The sequence below is a fragment of the Palleronia marisminoris genome (assembly GCF_900172315.1).
GTDB classification, from domain to species: domain Bacteria; phylum Pseudomonadota; class Alphaproteobacteria; order Rhodobacterales; family Rhodobacteraceae; genus Palleronia; species Palleronia marisminoris.
The window spans coordinates 71923-90273 of sequence record NZ_FWFV01000002.1 but is presented as its reverse complement, the minus strand read 5'-3'; the positions used below and the strand labels follow the sequence as shown (position 1 = coordinate 90273).

The window sequence follows — 18351 nt, the reverse complement described above, 5'->3', positions numbered from 1 at the left end:
TCAGAAGGCCGGCTTTGTCTGGCGCCGGCGCTGCAGCCAGATCACGAGGGCAAGCAGCAGGAGCGCGGGGATGTAGAAGATCTGGGCGGGCAGACGGTTGTCGTTCGACGCGAGGATCTGGCTGATGCGTACGGGGTTCTCGGCGTAGAAGTCGAAGCTGGACAGGCTTTCCTGCAGCGACGTGCCGAACATCGGCTCTTCCAGCGCGGCGGTGTTGTCGCCGGGGCGCAGCATCAGTCCGGTGGCGTCCATGCGGGCCTGCGCATCGCCCTCGGGTACGATGACCGAGACGGTGGTCTCTGCCTCGTTCCCCGTGGCGAAGTCCGGTCCCGAGATCCGGAGCCTGAGCCGGGACTCGGCCGGCGCCTCGGCCAGCACCTCGCTGAAGGTTGCGGGATCGGCCTCGATGAAGCGGGGCTGGACCTGGTTCAGCCAGAAGTTCGGCACGAAGAGCGTGAAGGCCACCAGGAGCAGCGCGGCGCTTTCGTAGACCTTCGACCGGGCGAGGAAGTAGCCCTGCGTCGCCGCCGCGAACAGCAGCATGGCGAAGGTCGCGACGATGAACACGAAGACCGCTTGCGCGATGCCCGAGTAGGTCGTCAGGTCCACCCCGTAGAGGATCAGCGTCGGATTGTAGATGAAGAGGAAGGGCAGGGCGACGGTCCGTAGCGAATAGAAGAAGGCGGTGAAGCCCGTCTTGATCGGATCGCCCCCGGACACGGCGGCCGCGGCGAACGAGGCAAGCCCCACCGGCGGCGTCACGTCCGCCATGATCCCGAAGTAGAAGACGAAGAGGTGCGCGGCGATCAGCGGGATGATCAGCCCCTCCTGCGCGCCGAGGCTCACGACGACCGAGGCCATCAGCGACGACACCACGATATAGTTCGCCGTGGTGGGCAGCCCCATGCCAAGGACGAGGCTGAAGAGGCCGATCAGGATCAGCATGACCAGCAGGATGCCCCCCGACAGCGCCTCGACGAGGCTGGCAAGTTCCGTCCCGATGGGGGTCTTGGTCACGGTCGCCACGATGATACCGGCGGCCGCGGTGGCGACGCCGATGCCGATCATGTTGCGCGCGCCGGTGATCAGCCCGTCGATCAGGTCGCGGGCACCCTCTTTCCACGCGTCGGCCTGGCCTTGCCCCTTGCGGAACATTGCCTTCAAAGGCTTTTGCGTGATGATGATGAGCAGCATCAGCGCGGTGGCGTAGAAGGCCGATTTCGCAGGGCTCTGCTGTTCGACCATCAGGAACCAGACCAGCACCAGGATCGGCAGGACGTAGTGCAGGCCGGTCTTCCAGACATCCGCGACCTGCGGCAGCTTGATCTGTTCGCTGGTGTCGTCGAGCGTGTCGGGGTCGAGGTCGGTCTGCCGCGCCGCGATCCAGACCAGCCAGACATAGACGGCGGCAAGGGCGATCATGGCGATCGGGCCGGCAAGTCCCGGCAGCACCGCGTTGAGGCCGGCGATACCGTAGATCAGCGCCGTGAAGCCTGCGCCGAAGACCGCGAAGCCGATGCCGAAGTTCAGCGCCATGCGCGGCAGCGAGGCTCCCTCGCCAAGGGCCGGCATGTCCTTCTTCAGTGCCTCGAGATGCACGATGTAGACCAGCGCGATGTACGAGATCACGGCGGGCACGAAGGCGTGCTTGATGACCTGCACATAGGAGATCCCGATGAACTCGACCATCAGGAAGGCGGCCGCGCCCATGACCGGGGGCATGATCTGGCCGTTGACCGACGAGGCGACCTCGACCGATCCGGCCTGCTCGTTGGTGAAGCCCACGCGCTTCATCAGCGGGATCGTGAAGGTGCCGGTGGTCACGACGTTGGCGATGGACGAGCCCGAGATCAGGCCGGTCATGGCCGAGCCCACGACCGCCGCCTTGGCCGGTCCGCCGCGCAGGTGGCCGAGGCCCGCGAAGGCGAGCTGGATGAAGTAGTTGCCCGCTCCGGCCTTGTCCAGAAGCGACCCGAACAGCACGAAGAGGAACACGAAGGCCGTCGAGACACCCAGCGGGATGCCGAAGACGCCCGCCGTGTCGAGCCACTGCGCGTTGATGAGCGAGGTGAGCGATATTCCCTCATGCGCGATCAGGTCCGGGATCAGCCAGCCCTCGCCGAACCACGCATAGGCGAGGAACAGGGCGCCCACTATGGTCAGGGCGGGGCCGAGCGCGCGCCGTGATGCTTCGAGCAGCAGCACGAGGCCGACCGCGCCGATCCAGAGCTGCGTCTCGGTCGGCAGCCCCGAGCGGGCGGTCGAGGCGAGCTGGTCGGCGAAGAGGAAGACGTAGAAGGCCGTGCCCGCTCCGACGATGGCGAGCGCCCAGTCGAACAGGGGCACGCGGTCGCGGGGCGAGGATTTCAGCGCGGGATAGCACAGGAACGCGAGGAAGATCGCGAAGGTCAGGTGGATGGGCCGCGTCTCGGACGAGTTGAGGACGGGAAGGTAGGCCCCGAACCACAGCATCGGCTGGGCGATCCACAGCTGGAACAGCGACCAGCACAGCGCCACGCCACCGATCAGCAGCGCGACCCACCGCGTCGTCGGCGTCCGCGCGCCGGCATCCGAGGACGAGACAAGATCCTGCAGTTCGTCGTCGGTGAACTGGCGCTTGTCGGTTTGCTCTGCCATGGGCCCCGTCCTCTGCTTCGGCCCGCGGGCCATGGAAGTCGAGGGTAGGCTGGTTTTTTCCATGCCACAATCTTTGTGAACACGGTCGCGCCGCCGGGAGGCGAAAGCGCACCAGAAAGAAGCACCGCGCGTTTCTCGGCGGTCGTCCCTGCCGCAAACGAAGAACGGCCCGGCGGAGTGTCTGCCGGGCCGTCGAAGATCGCTGCGTAATGCCGCCTTACTGGGCGGTTTCGCTGCCCTCGGTCTCGGCGCTCTCGGCGTCCGAGCTTTCCGAACCCGAGCCGTCGGACCCGTTCAGCAGGCCGGCTTCCTGGTAGTAGCGCTCGGCACCGGGGTGCAGCGGCGCCGAAAGGCCGTCATTCGCCATCTGCTCTTTCTCGAGGTTGGCGAAGGCGGGGTGCAGGCTCTTGAACTGGTCGAAGTTCTCGAACACGGCCTTGACCATCTCGTAGACGACGTCCTCGGACACCTCGGTCGAGGTCACGAGGGTCGCGCCGACGCCGAAGGTCGTCGTGTCCTCGTCGTTGCCGCGATACATGCCGCCCGGGATCGTGGCCTGGCGGTAGTAGTCGTTGTTTTCGATCAGCGCCTGGCTGGCTTCGTTGTCCACGGGGACGAGGACGGAATCGCAGGCGGTCGTCGCTTCCTGGATCGAGCCGGAGGGGTGGCCGACGGAATAGACCATCGCGTCGATGTTGTTGTCGCAGAGCGCCTGCGACTGCTCGGCGGCCTGAAGCTCGGAGGCGAGCTGGAAGTCGCCGGTGGTCCAGCCCATCTCTTCCATCAGGCGCTCCATCAGCACCCGCTGGCCCGAGCCGGGATTGCCGATGTTGACGCGCTTGCCCTCGAGATCGGCGAAGGTCTCGATCCCGGCATCGGCGCGGGCGACGACGGTGAAGGGCTCGGGGTGGATCGAGAAGACCGCGCGCAGGCCGTCATAGGCGCCCTGGTCCTCGAACTGCTCGGTGCCGTTGTACTTCTGATACTGCACGTCGGACTGGGCGACGCCGAATTCCAGCTCGCCCTGCTCGACGGCGTTGACGTTGTAGACCGAACCGCCGGTGGATTCGACCGAGCAGCGGATGCCGTGCTCGGACCGGTCGCGGTTGACCAGCCGGCAGATCGCGCCGCCGGTGGGGTAGTACACGCCGGTCACGCCGCCGGTGCCGATCGTGATGAAGTTTTCCTGCTGCTCTTGCGCGGCGACCGGGGCAGCGAAGGTCGTTGCCAAGGCCGTGGCGCCGAGGATGCGGATCATCTTCGTCATGAGTCTCTCCCTGAGAATGGTTGCCCCTGAACGGGGTCATCATGCGATGGTGGCACACTTGGCCGCCGTGGCAAGGGCTTGCACGGGAGACAGAGGGTTTCGATGCCGCAACCTGCCCGGGCCGACCGCGGCAAAAGGGTCGCATACCGAAGCGTGATGGCGCCTGCGGTGGTCTCTGGGTCCGCTCGCGATATACTCGAGCCGATACCGCCCGGGGGCGGTGCCCGAGGACGGAGCTGCCACATGGACGGGACCGATGCCGACGTGCCCGCGGGCGTGCCGCTCGACGAGCTGATCGCCTGCCCGCAATGCGACGCCCTCTACCATGCGCGCCTGCCCGAGGATGGCACGCGCGCGGTGTGCCACCGCTGTCACGGCGTGCTGATCTCGCCACGGCGCGACGCGTTCCTGCGCGTCGTCGCCTTCGCTGTAACGGTCGTGGTCCTGATGGCCGGAGCGATCTTCTTCCCGTTCCTGGGGGTCAACGTCGCGGGCTTCTCGAACCGGGCGTCGGTGGTCGATACCGCGCTGGCGTTCCTCGACGGGGGATGGATGACGGGGCTGTCGGTCTTCGTGGTGTTCTTCATCATCATGATCCCGGCGCTGCGCGCGATTCTCGTGATCTACACCCTGGCGCCGCTTCTGGTGGGGCGGGCGCCGCTTCGTGGCGCACGCAAGGCGTTCCGGTGGGCCGAGGACATGCGCCCCTGGTCGATGGCCGAGATCTTCATCATCGGTTGCGCGGTGGCGCTGGTGAAGGTGGCCGACCTCGCCCGGGTGGAGTTCGGCCCGGCGTTCTTCATGTTCGGCGCCCTCGTGATCGTCACCGTCCTTCTGGACGGCAGCTTGGACAGGTGGAGCATTTGGAAAGCGTTGGACCGCACATCGTGACCGCACGCGAGCGGGGCCTCGTCGCCTGCCGCCGCTGCCAGAGGGTCTGGCCGATGCGGCAGGAGAGGTGCGAGCGCTGCGGCAGCCACCTCCAGTCCCGCGACTGGGGGTCGCTGCAACGCGTCTGGGCGTGGCTGGTCGTGGGGATGATCTGCTACGTCCCGGCGAACCTGTTCCCGATGCTGCGCACGCAGGTGCTGTTCAACACCTCCGAGGACACGATCGTCGAAGGCGCGATCGAGCTGGCGAGCCACGGCAACCTGGGCATCGCGCTCATCATCCTGCTGGCCTCGGTCGCGATTCCCGTGGGAAAATTCATCGCGATCGCATACCTTGCGATCTCGGTCGCGCGGCCGGAACGGTTGCGGCCGAAGCAGCGGCACAGGCTCTACCACTTCGTGGAGTTCATCGGTCGCTGGTCGATGATCGACGTATTCGTCGTTGCGATCCTGTCGGCGCTCGTGCAACTCAACTTCGCGGCGTCGATCAATCCCGGCCCCGCGGCCATCACCTTTGCGCTTTCGGTGATCTTCACGATGCTCGCGGCGATCAGCTTCGACCCGCGCATGATCTGGGACAATGACGGACGGGGACCCCGCGCCTGATGAGTGACGAGAACCAGCACGGCGAGGCGACCGAGCCCGCCATGGAACGCAACCGCCGTGGGCTGTTCAGCCGCGTCTCCGTCGTGTGGGCGGTTCCGATCCTCGCGCTGCTGATCTCGCTCGGCGTGGCCTGGCGCAGCTATTCCGACCGCGGCGTCATCATCGAGATCGCGTTCCCGAACGCCGCGGGCGTACGCGCCGACGAAACCCAGCTGCGCTATCGCGATGTGGTCGTGGGCATCGTCGAAGCCGTGCGCTTCACCGATGACCTGGGTGAGGTCGTGGTCGAGGTCATGGTGGATCAGGACCTCGCCCCCTACATCGACGCGGAGGCGCGGTTCTGGATCGTGCGCCCCGAGGTGTCGGCGCAGGGCGTCTCGGGCCTCGATACGGTTCTGAGCGGCGTCTATATCATGGGCAGCTGGGACGGCACGGCCGGCGTGGAAGAGAGAGAGTTCGAAGGACTGGGCAGCGCGCCCCTGGTCACCAACGGCGAGCCGGGCCTGACCTTCGAGCTGCGCGCAAGCGATGTCTCGGGCCTGGCCGAGAACGCCCCGATCCTCTATCGCGGCATCACCGTGGGCCGGGTGGGCAACCTGCGCCTGGCCGAGGACGGCGTGTCGGTGATCGCCGACGCCTTCGTGCGCGAGCCGGAAGCGCGTCTCATCAATACTGCGACGCGGTTCTGGGACATTTCGGGCTTCACCTTCAACCTCGGCGCGCAAGGTGCGCAGCTCAACGTCAATTCCCTCGCCTCGCTGGTCTCGGGAGGGGTGGAGTTCGGGACCACGGTCTCGGGCGGTGAGGACTTGGCCGAGGACCCGGTCTTTCGCCTCTATCCCGACCAAGAGGCCGCGCGATCCTCGGTTTTCGACGCGAATGCGGATGGCGAGCCGGTCAACTTCACGGTGATCTTCGACGATTCCGTTCCGGGCCTCGAGGTCGGCGCGGATGTCGAATTCGGGGGCATCGTCGTCGGCCGCGTGTCGGGCCTGACCGGCGTCCTGGACGAAGAGACCTTCGGCGACCGCGGCGTACGCCTTCTGACCACGATCGAGCTTCGGCCCGGCAAGATGGGCCTCGATCCCGACGCGACGCAGGAAGAGGTTCTGGATTTCATGCAGTTCGCCGTCCAGAACGGGTTGCGCGCGCAGCTTCAGTCGGCCTCGTTGCTTGGCGGCCTGCAGATCGCGCTGGCCCAGATGGACGACGTGCCCGATGCCGAGATCGACCTTTCGACCGAACCCTATCCGCAGATCCCCTCGATCGAGGCCGATCTGACCGACTTCGCCGATACCGCCGAAGGGGTGTTCAACCGGGTGAACAACCTGCCCATCGAGGAACTGCTGGATAATGCCATCCTCGTCATGCAGTCGGTCAACCGGGTACTGAACACCGAAGGTATCCAGGAAACGCCGGACGAGGTTCTGGCCCTTCTGGGCGACGTGCGCGCCTTCGTGAATTCCGAAGGGATCCAGTCCATCCCCGGACAGACCGGCGAGACGCTGGCGTCGTTCAACCAGACGGCCGCGCAGCTCGAGGATCTCGTGACCCGCCTGAACGAGGCCGGAGCGGTGACGGCGCTGGTCGATGCGCTCGAAGCGGCGGAAGAGGCGGCCGATTCGGTCTACGAGACGATGGAGGACGGCCCCGAGACGCTTGAACAGGTGAACGCCGCCGTGGCCGAGCTGGAGGCGCTGATCGCCGAGGTGAACACGCTGCCCCTGTCCGAAGTCGTGGCCGAGGTCGAGGGCACCCTCGAGGCGCTGCGCACCTTCCTTGCCTCGGACGCCACGCAGGGCCTGACCGGCGACGTGTCGGCCCTTCTGGCCGAGGTCGAAGGCCTGGTCGCCGAAGTCCGCCAGTCGGGCCTTGTCGAGACGGCGAACCAGACGCTCGCGACGCTGGAATCGACGGTGGTGAACCTGGAAGAGGAAGCGCTACCGATCCTCGCCGAAGCCCGCCGCGCCATCGCCTCGGCGCAGGGGTCGATCAGTGCGCTCCCCACGCTTCTGGGCAATGTCGACGCGCTGGTCGCGAGCCTGAACGACGTGGCGCAGGACGTGAGCGCGCTGGACCTCGACCAGACGTTGGGCAACGTGGACAGCATCCTGACTTCGGTGAACGCGCTTGTCACCTCGGACGCGGTGACGGACCTGCCGGCCGACGTGCAGGGCGCGGTGTCGGATCTGCGGACCGTCCTCACCTCGCTGGCCGGCGAGGGCGGCACGATCCCGCGCGTCAACGGCCTGATCGACGAAGGCACTGCAACGGTCGCCGACGTGAATGCGGCCGTCGATACCGTCGTGGCCGATCTGCAACCCGTCCTGACCGAGCTGCAGGCGACGCTCGCCGCGGCGCAGGAGCCGATCGAGGAACTGCCGGGCGTGCTCGCCAGCATCGACGATCTCGTCGTCAGCCTCGACGCCGTGGCCGAGGATATCGGCGCGCTGCCGCTGGATCAGGCGGTCGCGAACGTGAACGACCTGGTCGTTTCGCTCGACACGCTGATCTCGTCCGAGGCCGTCGCGGCCCTCCCGGCCGACGTGCAGGCGACGCTGACCGACCTGCGCCGGGTCTTCGCGGCCCTCACCGCAGAGGACGGCGTGCTCGAGAACGCGAACGACGTCCTGGTCTCGGCGGACGGTGCCGTGTCGGACATCCGCGGCGCGCTCGAGCCGCTTCTGCTGGACGTCCAGCGCGCGGCCGCCGCCGTGGCCGATGCCGCCGACGTGGCCCCCGAGGTCGCCGCCCGTGCCAAGCGCGTCGCCGACCAGATCGAGCTGCTGGTCAACGACGTGGGCAACCTTCCCATCGAAGAGATCGGCGAACGCGCCTCCAGCGTGCTGGCCTCGGCCGACGAGCTGATCTCCTCGCCCGAGACGCAGAGGGTGCCGACCGCGCTTGCGGATACGCTGGAAGAGGCGCAGCGTCTGCTGGTCGAGATCCAGGAGGGCGGAATCATCGAGAACGCCAACGCCACTCTCGTCTCGGTGCAGGAGGCCGCAGACCGGCTGCCGACGCTGCTGGACGAAGTGGGCGGGCTGCTGAACCAGACCGGGACGGTGGTCGAGGGCTACAACGCCCGCGGCGCGCTGGGAGCCGAGGTGCAATCGACCCTGCGCGACATCCAGTCGGCCGCTTCCGCCATCGACAGTCTCGCCCGCGAGATCGAACGCAACCCCAACTCGCTGCTATTTGGACGCTGACCCATGATGAGACTTGCCGCTGCCACGGCCCTTGCCCTTCTCGCCGCATGCGGTGGCCAACCGCTTCGCTTCGACCTGCCCGAAACCGAGGTGACGCAGAAGATCCCCGTCTCGGTCGGCTCGGTCGAGGTGGTCGACGTGTCGCTGCCCCTCTATGCCGACCAGGAGGTCATCTTCTTCGAGGACGAGACGAGCGCCCTTGTCAGCGACGACAGCCTCCTGTGGGCCGACGATCCGCAGCGCAGCTTTACCGAGGGGCTGGCGCTTCAGCTTGCGGCGCTGACGAACGCGCGCGTGGCCGCCGAACCGTGGCCGTTCTACGACCGCGCCGATGTGCGCGTCGACGTGCGCTTCAGCCGGGCGCTGCCGGGGCGGGACGGGCTGTATCGCATAGCGGGCCAATACTTCGTCGCGTCCACCGAGGGCACGGCGCAGGAACGGGCACGGCGCTTCGAACTGGCCGCACCCTTCCAGACCCTCAGCGCACCGTCGATCGCGGCGGCGAAAGCGGCGGTGATCGCCGAACTCGCGACGTTGATCGCGCGCGACGGGCTCTAGGCCAGCTCGGTCCGCCGGGGCGGGTTGGCGCCCGCGCGACCGACCGTGACCGCGGCCGCGCGCACGCCCAGCGTCAGCGCGGCCGCCATGGCCTCTTCGGGCAAATCGCGCAGCGCGGTCTTCGTCAGCACGCCCTGTTCCGACAATGACGCGAGGATGCCGGCGTTGAACGTGTCCCCCGCGCCGACCGTATCGACCACCTCGGCGCGCGTGGCGGGAACCGAGACCTGCCGCTCCGCGGTAAAGGCCACGGCCCCTTCCGCCCCCTGGGTCAGGCAGACGAGCGCCGGCCCGCGCCGCAGCAGCGCCTGCGCGCGCGCTTCGAGCGTGTTGCCCGGAACCAGCCATTCGAGATCCTCGTCCGAGACCTTCACGATGTCCGCCCTTTCGATCATCGCCTCGATCCGCGCGCGGTAGCGGTCGGCGTCGCGGATGAAGTCCGGCCGGATGTTCGGGTCGATCATCATCGGCATATCCGGGGCCAGCCGTTCGGACAGCACCGCATACGCATCCGCACAGGGTTCGACCGCGAGGGAGATGCCGCCGAAGAAACAGGCCGAGGCGTCTACGTGCCGGGGCAGGTCGCCCTCGGACAGCATGCGGCCGGCGGTGTTCTCGTCGTAGAAGGCATAGCGCGCCTGCCCGTCGGTCAGCGTCACGAAGGCCAGCGTCGTGGGCCGATCCGATCGCGCGGCGAGCGAGATATCGACCTTGTCTTCCTCGAGCCGCTGGACGATCCGGGCCCCGAAGAGGTCGGTCGAGAGGCCCGAGAAGAACCCGCAGGGCGCGCCGAGCCGGGCGAGCGCGACGGCGGTATTCAGCACGGCGCCGCCCACATGGGGGGCGAAGGCGGTCGTGCCGTCCGGCGTCTCGCGGGGGAGCATGTCGATCAGGGCTTCGCCGGCGCAGAGGATCATCGGGCGGGTCTCTTTCCTGGGATGGTTGCGCTCACTTTGCCGGGTGCCGTGCTGCTTCGCAACGTGCGAAGGGGGCGGCTGCCCCCTCTTGGCCTACGGCCAATTCACCCCCGGAGTATTTCGGGCAGGATGAAGTCGGGTGTGACGCGTAGAAGCGAATCAGGCCGAGGGCAGGATCTCGCGGGCGATCTGTTCCACGATCGGGCGCGCCTCTTCGAGGGTCATTCCCGGGCGCAGGCGCGGGTCGTAGAGGATCGACAGGAGTTGCTCGTCCATGTCGGTCAGAAGCGCGAACTCCTCGTCGTCGTTGAAGATCGACGGACGGGCGCGCGGGCTGTCATTGGCCAGACCCAGCCCCTGCGCGATCTCTTCGTGAAAGCACGACAGGCGCAGCAATTCGGGATGCTCGGACCGGATGATCGCGACGGCTCGGGTGTAGCGCCCGGTCTCGCCGCGATCCACGGCGAAGACGACGCAATAATTCCGGCGTGGCAGGTCGATGACCGTGGCGAGCGCGGCCTCGGGAAGCTCGGGGGCGAGCTGGCGCAGCGCGGGGGCCAGGGCACGGCGATCGGATTCGCGCACGACGTACACGATGAAGTTGCCATCGGTGGAGGTGGTCGAGATCGGGTGGCCAGTCGCGGCGCCAAGACGGCGGACGAGGGAGCCGATGGCGTTGGCGTCCGTGATCCTCTGCCTCGGAGGCACGTCGTCTCCGAAGCGGGTCTCCACGCGCACCGGCACCTCCCAGCGGTGGAGTTTGGACCGCGTCTCGCGCGCGACGCCGACGCCGGCATTCGGGGCGTATTCCTCGAAGAAGGCGAGGCGCAGGAAGGTCTCGGCCAGGCGATCGGCGTCGTAGGGGGTGTCCACCCCGCCGCCGTCGCGGCGCAGCAAACCCTGCGCCAGCAGGCCGCGCTGGACCCGTGCATAGTAATCGCGCAGGTCGGCGCTCAGGTCTGCCGTCGGCGGTTCCGGCTCGGCCCTGGGGGTCGGTGCACGCGGAGCAGGGGGCGCCGACTGTGCGGGCGGAACGGGTACCGGTGGCGCGACCGGCTCGGGACCAGCGCAGGCGGCGACCAGCAGCGCAGCTGACAGGAGGGCAAGAGCCTGGCGCACGTCAGACGGATCCCTTCACGGCGTGGGACTTGGCACCGGCGAGCGCGTCGCGCAGATCGCTCTCCATCCGCTGGAGGTCGCTTTCGGCCTCTGCACGTGCCTGCCTGCCCTCGTCCGCGATCTGGAGCGATTCCTCGATGGTGGCGATCAGCGTATCGTTGGCAGCCTGCACGGCCTCGATGTCGAAGACGCCGCGCTCCATCTGGGTGCGGACCTTCGCGTTGGCGTCGCGCAAGTTCTCGGCATTGGCGCGCAGCAGGTCGTTGGTCAGGTCGCCCGCCTCGCGCACGGCATCGGCGGCCCGCTCGGAGCGGTGGATGGTGACGGCCTGTGCAAGCTGCGTCTCCCACAGGGGCACCGTGTTCACGAGGGTCGAGCCGATCTTGGCCACGAGGGACTTGTCGTTCTCCTGCACGAGGCGGATCGAGGGCAGGGACTGCATCGTCACCTGCCGCGTCAGCTTCAGGTCGTGGACGCGACGGTCGAGGTCGTCGCGCGCGGCGCGGAGGTCGCGCAGGCGCTGGCTGTCGATCATGTCGTCGCCCTGGCCGTCGGTCGCGGCGGCTTCGGCGTCGGGGATGGCCTGCTCGTCCAGGCGACGCAGCGCTTCTTCCCCGGCGGCGATGTAGAGGCCAAGCTCGTCGTAGAAGTTCAGCGTCTTCTCGTAGAGCAGGTCGAGCGACTTGATGTCCTTGAGAAGCTGATGCTCGTGCGCGTGCAGCCGGCCGGTAATGTCGTCGATCTGGGCCTGCACGTCCTCGTACTTCGCCAGGAAGCGCGAGAGGGGGGCTGCGCGGCCCAGCATCTTCTCGAAGAAGCTGCGCTTGCGGCGCATGTCCAGCTCGGATGTCGAGAAGCCGCGCAGGGCGCCGACCATTTCTCGCAGGGAATCGCCGGCCGGGCCGACCTCCTTGTTCTTGACGTCAGCCAGCATGGACTGGCTGATCTTCTGCAATTCGTCCTGCGCGGCCGAGCCGAAGGCCAGGATCGAGCCGGTGTCGGTCGGATCGAGCTCGGCCATACGCTGTTCGATGGCCGTGCGCATCTCGGGATCCGTCGTGTCGAGAGGCGGGGTCCCCTCGCGCGGCTCCGCCAGATCGGCCTGAAGCGCGGTTTTCCTCGTCACTTCCGACATGCCTCAGTTCCCTTTCGTCCCCGTGCCAACACCCTCGCGCGCCAGACGCTCGCGCAGGACGTCGATCTCGATATCGAGATCCGAGCGGTCGTCCAGCAGCATCGCTTCGGAGCGACGGGCGAACCCGTCCTCCAGATCGTCGAGCAACGCAACGAACTCGGAACGCGCGGGACCGTTATCCTGTTCTTGCGACAATTCTGCATATTTTCGGGCCGCATCGCGAGCCCCCAAAAGATACACGCCGAGCCAGCGGCGCGCCTGCGGCAGGTCGCGGGGGTCGCGCTCGACCCGGCGAAAGAGCGCGCGGGCCGTGTCGGCGAAGCGGTCGACACGGGCCAGAAGCGGGCGGTCGCCGGTGCGGGCGATCGCGGCGCGCATCTCGGCCAGGTGGGCCTCGGCCTCGTCCACGGCGGCAGTCACGCGCTCGGACTGCCAGGCGGGGGCGCCCTCGGGGTGCTTGTTGCGCAGGGGGTCGATGCCGAAGGCGGCGACATGCAGCGCGACGCCCAGGATCGCGAGGATGATCGCGCCGCCCAGCACCGGCAGCCCGGCCAGCGCCAGCCCGAGACCCGTCAGCCCGGCACCCAGCAGCTTGCGGGGCAGGGCGGGGCGGCGGGCGGCCTCGCGCGCGGCGTAGGCGTCCTCGGCCCGGAGCCCCTCGCGCGTCATCCAGGCGGCACCCATCAGCGTGAAGAACGCGGCCAGATCCAGCGCCAGCCCCGCCGGGCCCTGCCCGAACGCGGTGAACAGAAGCGGGATCGGCGCGATGTAAAGCGCGTTGGCCCTCGCACCGACACGGCTGCGGCGTCGGCCGGTCCAGCCGCGGCTCGTTCCGTCGGCCATTAGCCGGCCCCCCAGATCGCGGCGTAGAAGATCAGCGCGACGAGCAGGACGAAGGACAGGCGTTGCATCGGGCTTTCTCCCAGGGGCAGGTCGCGCAGGCGCGCGCGGGCGGTCGAGGCGGTGTCGGTCAACTGGCGGACCGCCATCGACACGAGCGTCACCACGATGGCGATCACGAGCGCGGCAAGAAGCAGGCGGGCCATGGACACTCCGACGGACAGGCAGCCTTGGATATATGAACGCGGCCGCGTGCCTTCCAGACGTTTTCCCGCGGATCAGCGTCCGCGGGGCTTGGGGGGGCGGGGTGCGCCGGTGCGCTTGACGCCGCGCTTGGGCGCCTTCTTCTCGGCAAACCCTTCGGTCGACAGGCCAAGCTGGTCGCGCAGGACGCGCGCCTTGACCTCTTCGACCGCGCCGGGTTTCAAGTCGCCCAACCGGAACGGCCCGAACGAGACGCGCAGAAGACGCGACACAGGTAGGCCGACGGTTTCCATGGCGCGGCGGATCTCGCGGTTCTTCCCCTCGCGCAGGCCGATCGTGACCCAGGCGTTCGCGCCCTGCTGCCGGTCGAGATGCACTTCCATCGGCAGGAATCTCTGCCCGTCGATCACCATCCCGCGGCGGAGCGGTTCGAGATCCTCGTCCTTGGGGCTGCCGTGGACGCGGACGCGGTATTTCCGCAGCCAGCCGGTGGCGGGCAGTTCGAGCTTGCGCTTGATGCCGCCATCGTTGGTCAGCAGCAAAAGCCCCTCGGAGTTGAGGTCGAGCCGCCCGACCGAGACCACGCGGGGCATCCCCTCGGGCAGGTTGTCGAAGACGGTGTCGCGGCCCTTCTCGTCGCTGGTCGTGGTCACTAGGCCCGAAGGCTTGTGGTACAGCCACAGGCGCGGGGTGTCGGGCGGGCCGATCACGGTCCCGTCGACCTCGATCCGGTCGGATTCGGTGACGTTCAGCGCGGGGCTGTCGATGGTCTTGCCGTTCACCTTCACCCGCTTCTCGGCGATCAGGCGTTCGGCCTCGCGGCGCGAGGCGCGGCCGGCGCGGGCGATGACCTTGGCGATGCGATCGCCGGCGGGGGGTTCGGGGCTGGACATGAGGGGCCACCTAAAGCCAGATCGCGCCCATGCAAAGTGCATTCATGTCCGAAGCGCTGGCCGAGGCCCGTGCCGCCGCCGCCCGCGGAGAGGTTCCGGTGGGCGCCGTTGTGGTCGTGGACGGCCGGATCGTCGGCCGCGGGGGCAACGAGACGCGCGCGACCTGCGACCCCTCGGCCCATGCCGAGGTGCAGGCGATCCGCCGCGCCTGCGCCGCGCTGGGGGTAGAGCGTCTGCCGGGCGCATCGCTTTACGTCACTCTGGAGCCCTGCGCGGCTTGTGCGGGGGTCATCGCGGCGGCCCGGATCGCGCGGCTGTATTACGGCGCGGCGGACCCGAAATCCGGCGGCGTGGCGCACGGGGCGCGCGTCTTCTCGCATCCGCAAAGCCACCATGTTCCCGAAATCTACGCGGGGATTGCCGAGGCCGAGGCTGGGTCGCTGCTTCGGGGCTTCTTCGCGTCTCGCAGGGGGTAGACCTTGCCGCCGAAACGCGGCCTTCTGCGGGGATGACAGACCAGCCCGATCTCGCCCGCCTCATCGCCGCCGGAAACGGTGACATCCCCGCCGACCTCGTCCTTCGGGGGGCCGAAGTTCTCGATGTCGTCACCGGAGACCTGATCGAGGGCGATGTGGCCATCGTCGGCGACCGCATCGCCGGGATCGGTGCCGCGTATGACGGCCCGGTGCGCGACCTCTCGGGCCTGACGCTGGTGCCCGGTTTCATCGACACGCATCTGCACATCGAAAGCTCGCTGGTGACACCAGCCGAATTCGCGCGCCTCGTCGGCCCGCGCGGCATCACGACGGCGATCTGGGATCCGCACGAGATCGCCAACGTGCTGGGTATCCCCGCGCTCGACTGGGCGCTGGCCGCCGCCGCCGCCGCGCCTATCGACATCAGGGTGATGCTGTCGTCCTGCGTACCGTCCTCGCACATGGAGACCTCGGGCGCCGAGATCGGGGCCGACGACCTTGCGCGGCTGGCGGACCATCCGCAGGCGCTCGGGTTGGCCGAGTTCATGAATTATCCCGGCGTGATTCATCGCGATCCGGGCGTCATGGCGAAGCTCCAGGCCTTCGCCGAGCACCATATCGACGGCCACGCACCGCTTCTGTCGGGCAAGGGTCTCAACGCTTATGCCAGCGCGGGCATCCGCACGGAACACGAGGCCACCACGGCCGAGGAAGCGCGCGAGAAGCTGTCGCGCGGGATTCGCATCCTGATCCGCGAGGGGTCGGTGTCGAAGGACCTGCACGCCCTGATCCCGCTGATGACCGAGCGGTTGTCACACTACCTCGCGCTCTGCACCGACGACCGGAACCCGCTGGATATCGGCGAAGAAGGGCATCTCGACCACATGATCCGAACCGCCATCGCCGCTGGCGTGGACCCGGTGGTGGCCTACCGCATCGCCTCGCTGTCCGGGGCCGAGGCGTTTGGCCTGAAGGATCGCGGCCAGATCGCGCCGGGCAAGCGGGCAGATATCGTGGCGGTTGCGTCGCTGGAGGCCTGCGATGCGCAGGCCGTCTGGGCCGGGGGCATGGAACTGACCGAGGCAGCGTTCGGCGGGCCCGATGCCGGGATCGGGCGCGGGTCAGTCTCGATCCCCGCCGTGACGCCGGACACGTTCCGGCTGTCGGGAAAGGGTGCAACGCCGGTTATCGGTGTGCGCGAGGGGCTGATCCTGACCGACCGCTTGTCCGAGGACATCGCCGCCACCGACGGCGACCGCCGCCCCGATCCCGCGCGCGACCTCGCCCGCGTCACGGTGATCGAACGCCACGGACGCAACGGCAACGTCGCGAACGGCTTCGTCCGGGGCTTCGGCATTCAGCGCGGGGCCATCGCCTCGACCGTGTGCCACGACCACCACAACCTGATCGCCGTCGGCGTGAATTACGACGACATGGCCTTGGCCGCGCGCCGGCTGGCCGAGATCGAGGGCGGGTTCTGCGTGGTCGAAGGCGGCGAAATCCGCGCCGAACTGTCCCTGCCGGTCGCGGGCTTGATGAGCCCCGAAGGGTTCGAAACGGTGCGCGGCGGCCTCGAACATCTACGCGCGGCGGCCAGGAAGCTAGGCGTGACCCTGAACGAGCCGTTCCTGCAGTTGGCCTTCATCGCCCTGCCGGTGATCCCGCATCTGAAGATCACGGATCGCGGCATGGTCGACGTGGACCGCTTCGAGCTGATGAAAGAAGTCTGACGGATGGAGCGGGCGAGGCGATTCGAACGCCCGACCCTAACCTTGGCAAGGTTATGCTCTACCCCTGAGCTACGCCCGCGCGCCAACCGTCTGTCCCAATGGAGCGGGCGAGGCGATTCGAACGCCCGACCCTAACCTTGGCAAGGTTATGCTCTACCCCTGAGCTACGCCCGCATCATCATTGGTGAGCGCGGATTTAGCGACACCGTTCGCCGGGCGCAAGAGGGTGTGCACATTTTTCGCCTTACTCTGCCTGCAGGCTTTCCACGTAATCCGCCACACGGATCAGCGCGGCGGGCGTGGGGGTGAGGATGCCGTCGCCGATGTCGTAGGGCACAAGCTGGCCAGCGGCCATCTCGGGCCCGAATTGCGGCATGACCTGCCCTGCATCGTCGCGGAAATAGCCGTCGACATAGCCCATGATATGGGCACGGGGGAACGCGTCGCCGTCGGCCAGTTGCGTCAGGTCTGCCGGCCGCCGGTCGAGCCGCTGCGCCAGCGGGCCGTCGCCGCGCCCTTCGGCCCCGTGGCAGGCGGCGCATTGCGTCTGGTAGACCTGCTCGCCGGTCGGAGTCGTGGCGGCGTCGTCACCGATCGTCGGCGCGACGCAACCCGTCGTCAGCAGAAGAAGGGCCGTGGCAAGCGCGGCGCGGTTGGTGTTCATAGTAGATCCTCCGTTGATCTTCGCGCCGAGGAGACCACGGACCACCGAACCGCGCCTTGATCGAGGTCAATCGGCGTCGGGGCCGACGCGGATCAGGGTCTTGCCGAAATTGCCGCCGTTGAGCATCGACAGGAAGGTCGCCGGCGCGTTCTCCAGCCCCTCGGTCACGTCCTCGCGGTAGCGGATCGTGCCGTCGGCGATCTTCGGTGCGACCTCGGACAGGAAGGCGTCGAAGCGGTCCCAGTGGTCGGCCACGATGAAGCCGCGCACGGTCAGGCGGTTCTTCAGGATCGTCCCCCAGGCTGCGGGCAGCGGCATGGACTGGTCCATGTTCTTGCCGTTGTACCAAGCGACCATCCCGCACAGCGCGACGCGGCCGAAGGTGTTCATGTTGTTCAGGACGCCCACCAGCGTCTTGCCGCCGACATTCTCGAAATAGCCATCCACACCGTCGGGGGCGGCGGCTTTCAGCGCCTCGGCCATGGCCTTGCCGTCTTCATGGGCGTGGTGGTCGATGCAGGATTCGTAGCCAAGCTCGTCCTCGGCGTAGCGGCACTTTTCGGCGCCACCGGCGACGCCGATCACGCGGCAGCCGCGCGCCTTGGCGATCTGTCCGGCGACCGAGCCCACGGCGCCCGTCGCGGCCGAGATCACGACCGTCTCGCCCTCCTTCGCGCCGATCAGTTCCGAAATACCGGTCCAGGCGGTCATGCCCGGCATCCCCAGAACCCCCAGCGCCGACTGGATCGGGGCGCGTGAAGGGTCGATCTTGCGCAGGCCCGCCGCCTTGGTATTGGCGTGCGATACCCAGCCGGTGAAGCCGGTGACGATGTCGCCCTTGGTGAATCCTTCGGCGTTCGAGGCGATGACCTCTCCCACCGTCTGACCGGTCATCACGCCGCCGATCTCGACCGGGTCGGCGTACGATGGCCCGGCATCCATCCGGCCGCGCATGTAGGGGTCGAGCGACAGCCAGATCACGCGGACCTGTACCTCGCCCTCGGCGGGGTCGGGCAGGTCGCGCGTCTGGGTGCGGAAGTTGTCCTCGGTCGGTTCTCCTTCGGGGCGGGCGGCGAGGTGGATGCTGGTGGCTTGGGTCATGGGTGGCCCTCCTTTCTCTCCGTAGGTGGGGTGGCGGGGACCTGCGTCTAGGATGACGGCGCGTCGGCGAGAGGCGGGCCTGGGGCATCAGGCAAAGCGCCCTGT

The 18351-nt window shown here is 68.0% G+C and carries 16 protein-coding genes and 2 tRNA genes; 6 read left to right on the top strand and 12 right to left on the bottom strand.

The annotated features are described in order from the left end of the window. Positions 1-2637: a TRAP transporter permease gene (locus PAM7066_RS04050; RefSeq protein ID WP_085852871.1), complete on the bottom strand. Its 2637-nt coding sequence runs from the start codon at positions 2635-2637 to the stop codon at positions 1-3. Positions 2638-2854: 217 nt separating this feature from the next. After that, positions 2855-3904 carry a TAXI family TRAP transporter solute-binding subunit gene (locus PAM7066_RS04045; RefSeq protein WP_090928760.1) on the bottom strand — a complete coding sequence of 350 codons (1050 nt, stop codon included), beginning with the start codon at positions 3902-3904 and terminating at the stop codon, positions 2855-2857. 243 nt (positions 3905-4147) lie between these two features. Here PAM7066_RS04045 and PAM7066_RS04040 point away from each other — a divergent pair, with 243 nt between their 5' ends. Genes PAM7066_RS04040 through PAM7066_RS04025 form a run of 4 tightly spaced genes read left to right on the top strand, consistent with a single transcriptional unit; the run spans position 4148 to position 9167 of the window. Then, on the top strand, positions 4148-4795 hold the full coding sequence (locus PAM7066_RS04040; RefSeq protein ID WP_085852870.1) for a paraquat-inducible protein A: 648 nt from the start codon (positions 4148-4150) through the stop codon (positions 4793-4795). 53 nt (positions 4796-4848) lie between these two features. Beyond that, positions 4849-5400: a paraquat-inducible protein A gene (locus PAM7066_RS04035; RefSeq protein ID WP_085852869.1), complete on the top strand. Its 552-nt coding sequence runs from the start codon at positions 4849-4851 to the stop codon at positions 5398-5400. Further along, positions 5400-8609 carry an MlaD family protein gene (locus tag PAM7066_RS04030; protein ID WP_085852868.1) on the top strand — a complete coding sequence of 1070 codons (3210 nt, stop codon included), beginning with the start codon at positions 5400-5402 and terminating at the stop codon, positions 8607-8609. The genes PAM7066_RS04035 and PAM7066_RS04030 overlap by 1 nt, the downstream gene beginning before the upstream one ends. A 3-nt stretch (positions 8610-8612) precedes the next feature. Beyond that, the gene (locus PAM7066_RS04025; protein ID WP_085852867.1) at positions 8613-9167 is read left to right on the top strand and encodes a PqiC family protein; all 555 of its coding nucleotides are present in this window, start codon (positions 8613-8615) and stop codon (positions 9165-9167) included. On the opposite strand, the gene PAM7066_RS04020 is transcribed toward PAM7066_RS04025, so the two are convergent. The 6 genes from PAM7066_RS04020 to PAM7066_RS03995 form a co-directional block, all read right to left on the bottom strand. Then, positions 9164-10084 (bottom strand): carbohydrate kinase family protein, encoded by a 921-nt coding sequence (locus PAM7066_RS04020; protein WP_085852866.1) that lies wholly within the window; start codon positions 10082-10084, stop codon positions 9164-9166. The two genes, PAM7066_RS04025 and PAM7066_RS04020, sit on opposite strands and share 4 nt — an antisense overlap. Before the next feature lie 159 nt (positions 10085-10243). Beyond that, positions 10244-11203: a DUF2927 domain-containing protein gene (locus PAM7066_RS04015; protein ID WP_085852865.1), complete on the bottom strand. Its 960-nt coding sequence runs from the start codon at positions 11201-11203 to the stop codon at positions 10244-10246. A gap of 1 nt (position 11204) precedes the next feature. After that, complete coding sequence (locus tag PAM7066_RS04010; protein ID WP_085852864.1) at positions 11205-12338, bottom strand: toxic anion resistance protein; 1134 nt, start codon at positions 12336-12338, stop codon at positions 11205-11207. Positions 12339-12341: 3 nt separating this feature from the next. Next, positions 12342-13181, bottom strand: a complete 840-nt coding sequence (locus PAM7066_RS04005) for a 5-bromo-4-chloroindolyl phosphate hydrolysis family protein (RefSeq protein WP_085852863.1) — start codon at positions 13179-13181, stop codon at positions 12342-12344. Continuing rightward, positions 13181-13384 (bottom strand): hypothetical protein, encoded by a 204-nt coding sequence (locus tag PAM7066_RS04000; RefSeq protein WP_085852862.1) that lies wholly within the window; start codon positions 13382-13384, stop codon positions 13181-13183. The genes PAM7066_RS04005 and PAM7066_RS04000 overlap by 1 nt, the downstream gene beginning before the upstream one ends. A 72-nt stretch (positions 13385-13456) precedes the next feature. Continuing rightward, complete coding sequence (locus tag PAM7066_RS03995; protein WP_085852861.1) at positions 13457-14275, bottom strand: pseudouridine synthase; 819 nt, start codon at positions 14273-14275, stop codon at positions 13457-13459. Between the two features lie 29 nt (positions 14276-14304). Here PAM7066_RS03995 and PAM7066_RS03990 point away from each other — a divergent pair, with 29 nt between their 5' ends. After that, the gene (locus PAM7066_RS03990) at positions 14305-14751 is read left to right on the top strand and encodes a nucleoside deaminase (protein ID WP_085852860.1); all 447 of its coding nucleotides are present in this window, start codon (positions 14305-14307) and stop codon (positions 14749-14751) included. Between the two features lie 32 nt (positions 14752-14783). Next, positions 14784-16481, top strand: coding sequence for an adenine deaminase (gene ade / locus PAM7066_RS03985; RefSeq protein ID WP_085852859.1), 1698 nt, complete (start codon positions 14784-14786; stop codon positions 16479-16481). 4 nt (positions 16482-16485) lie between these two features. Here ade and PAM7066_RS03980 read toward each other — a convergent pair. From PAM7066_RS03980 to PAM7066_RS03965, 4 genes are all read right to left on the bottom strand, one after another. Then, positions 16486-16560, bottom strand: a tRNA-Gly gene (locus PAM7066_RS03980). Positions 16561-16580: 20 nt separating this feature from the next. Continuing rightward, positions 16581-16655 (bottom strand) — tRNA-Gly (locus tag PAM7066_RS03975). 70 nt (positions 16656-16725) lie between these two features. Next, positions 16726-17145, bottom strand: coding sequence for a c-type cytochrome (locus tag PAM7066_RS03970; RefSeq protein WP_085852858.1), 420 nt, complete (start codon positions 17143-17145; stop codon positions 16726-16728). Positions 17146-17211: 66 nt separating this feature from the next. Beyond that, positions 17212-18246: an NADP-dependent oxidoreductase gene (locus PAM7066_RS03965; protein ID WP_085852857.1), complete on the bottom strand. Its 1035-nt coding sequence runs from the start codon at positions 18244-18246 to the stop codon at positions 17212-17214. Positions 18247-18351 lie beyond the last annotated feature (105 nt).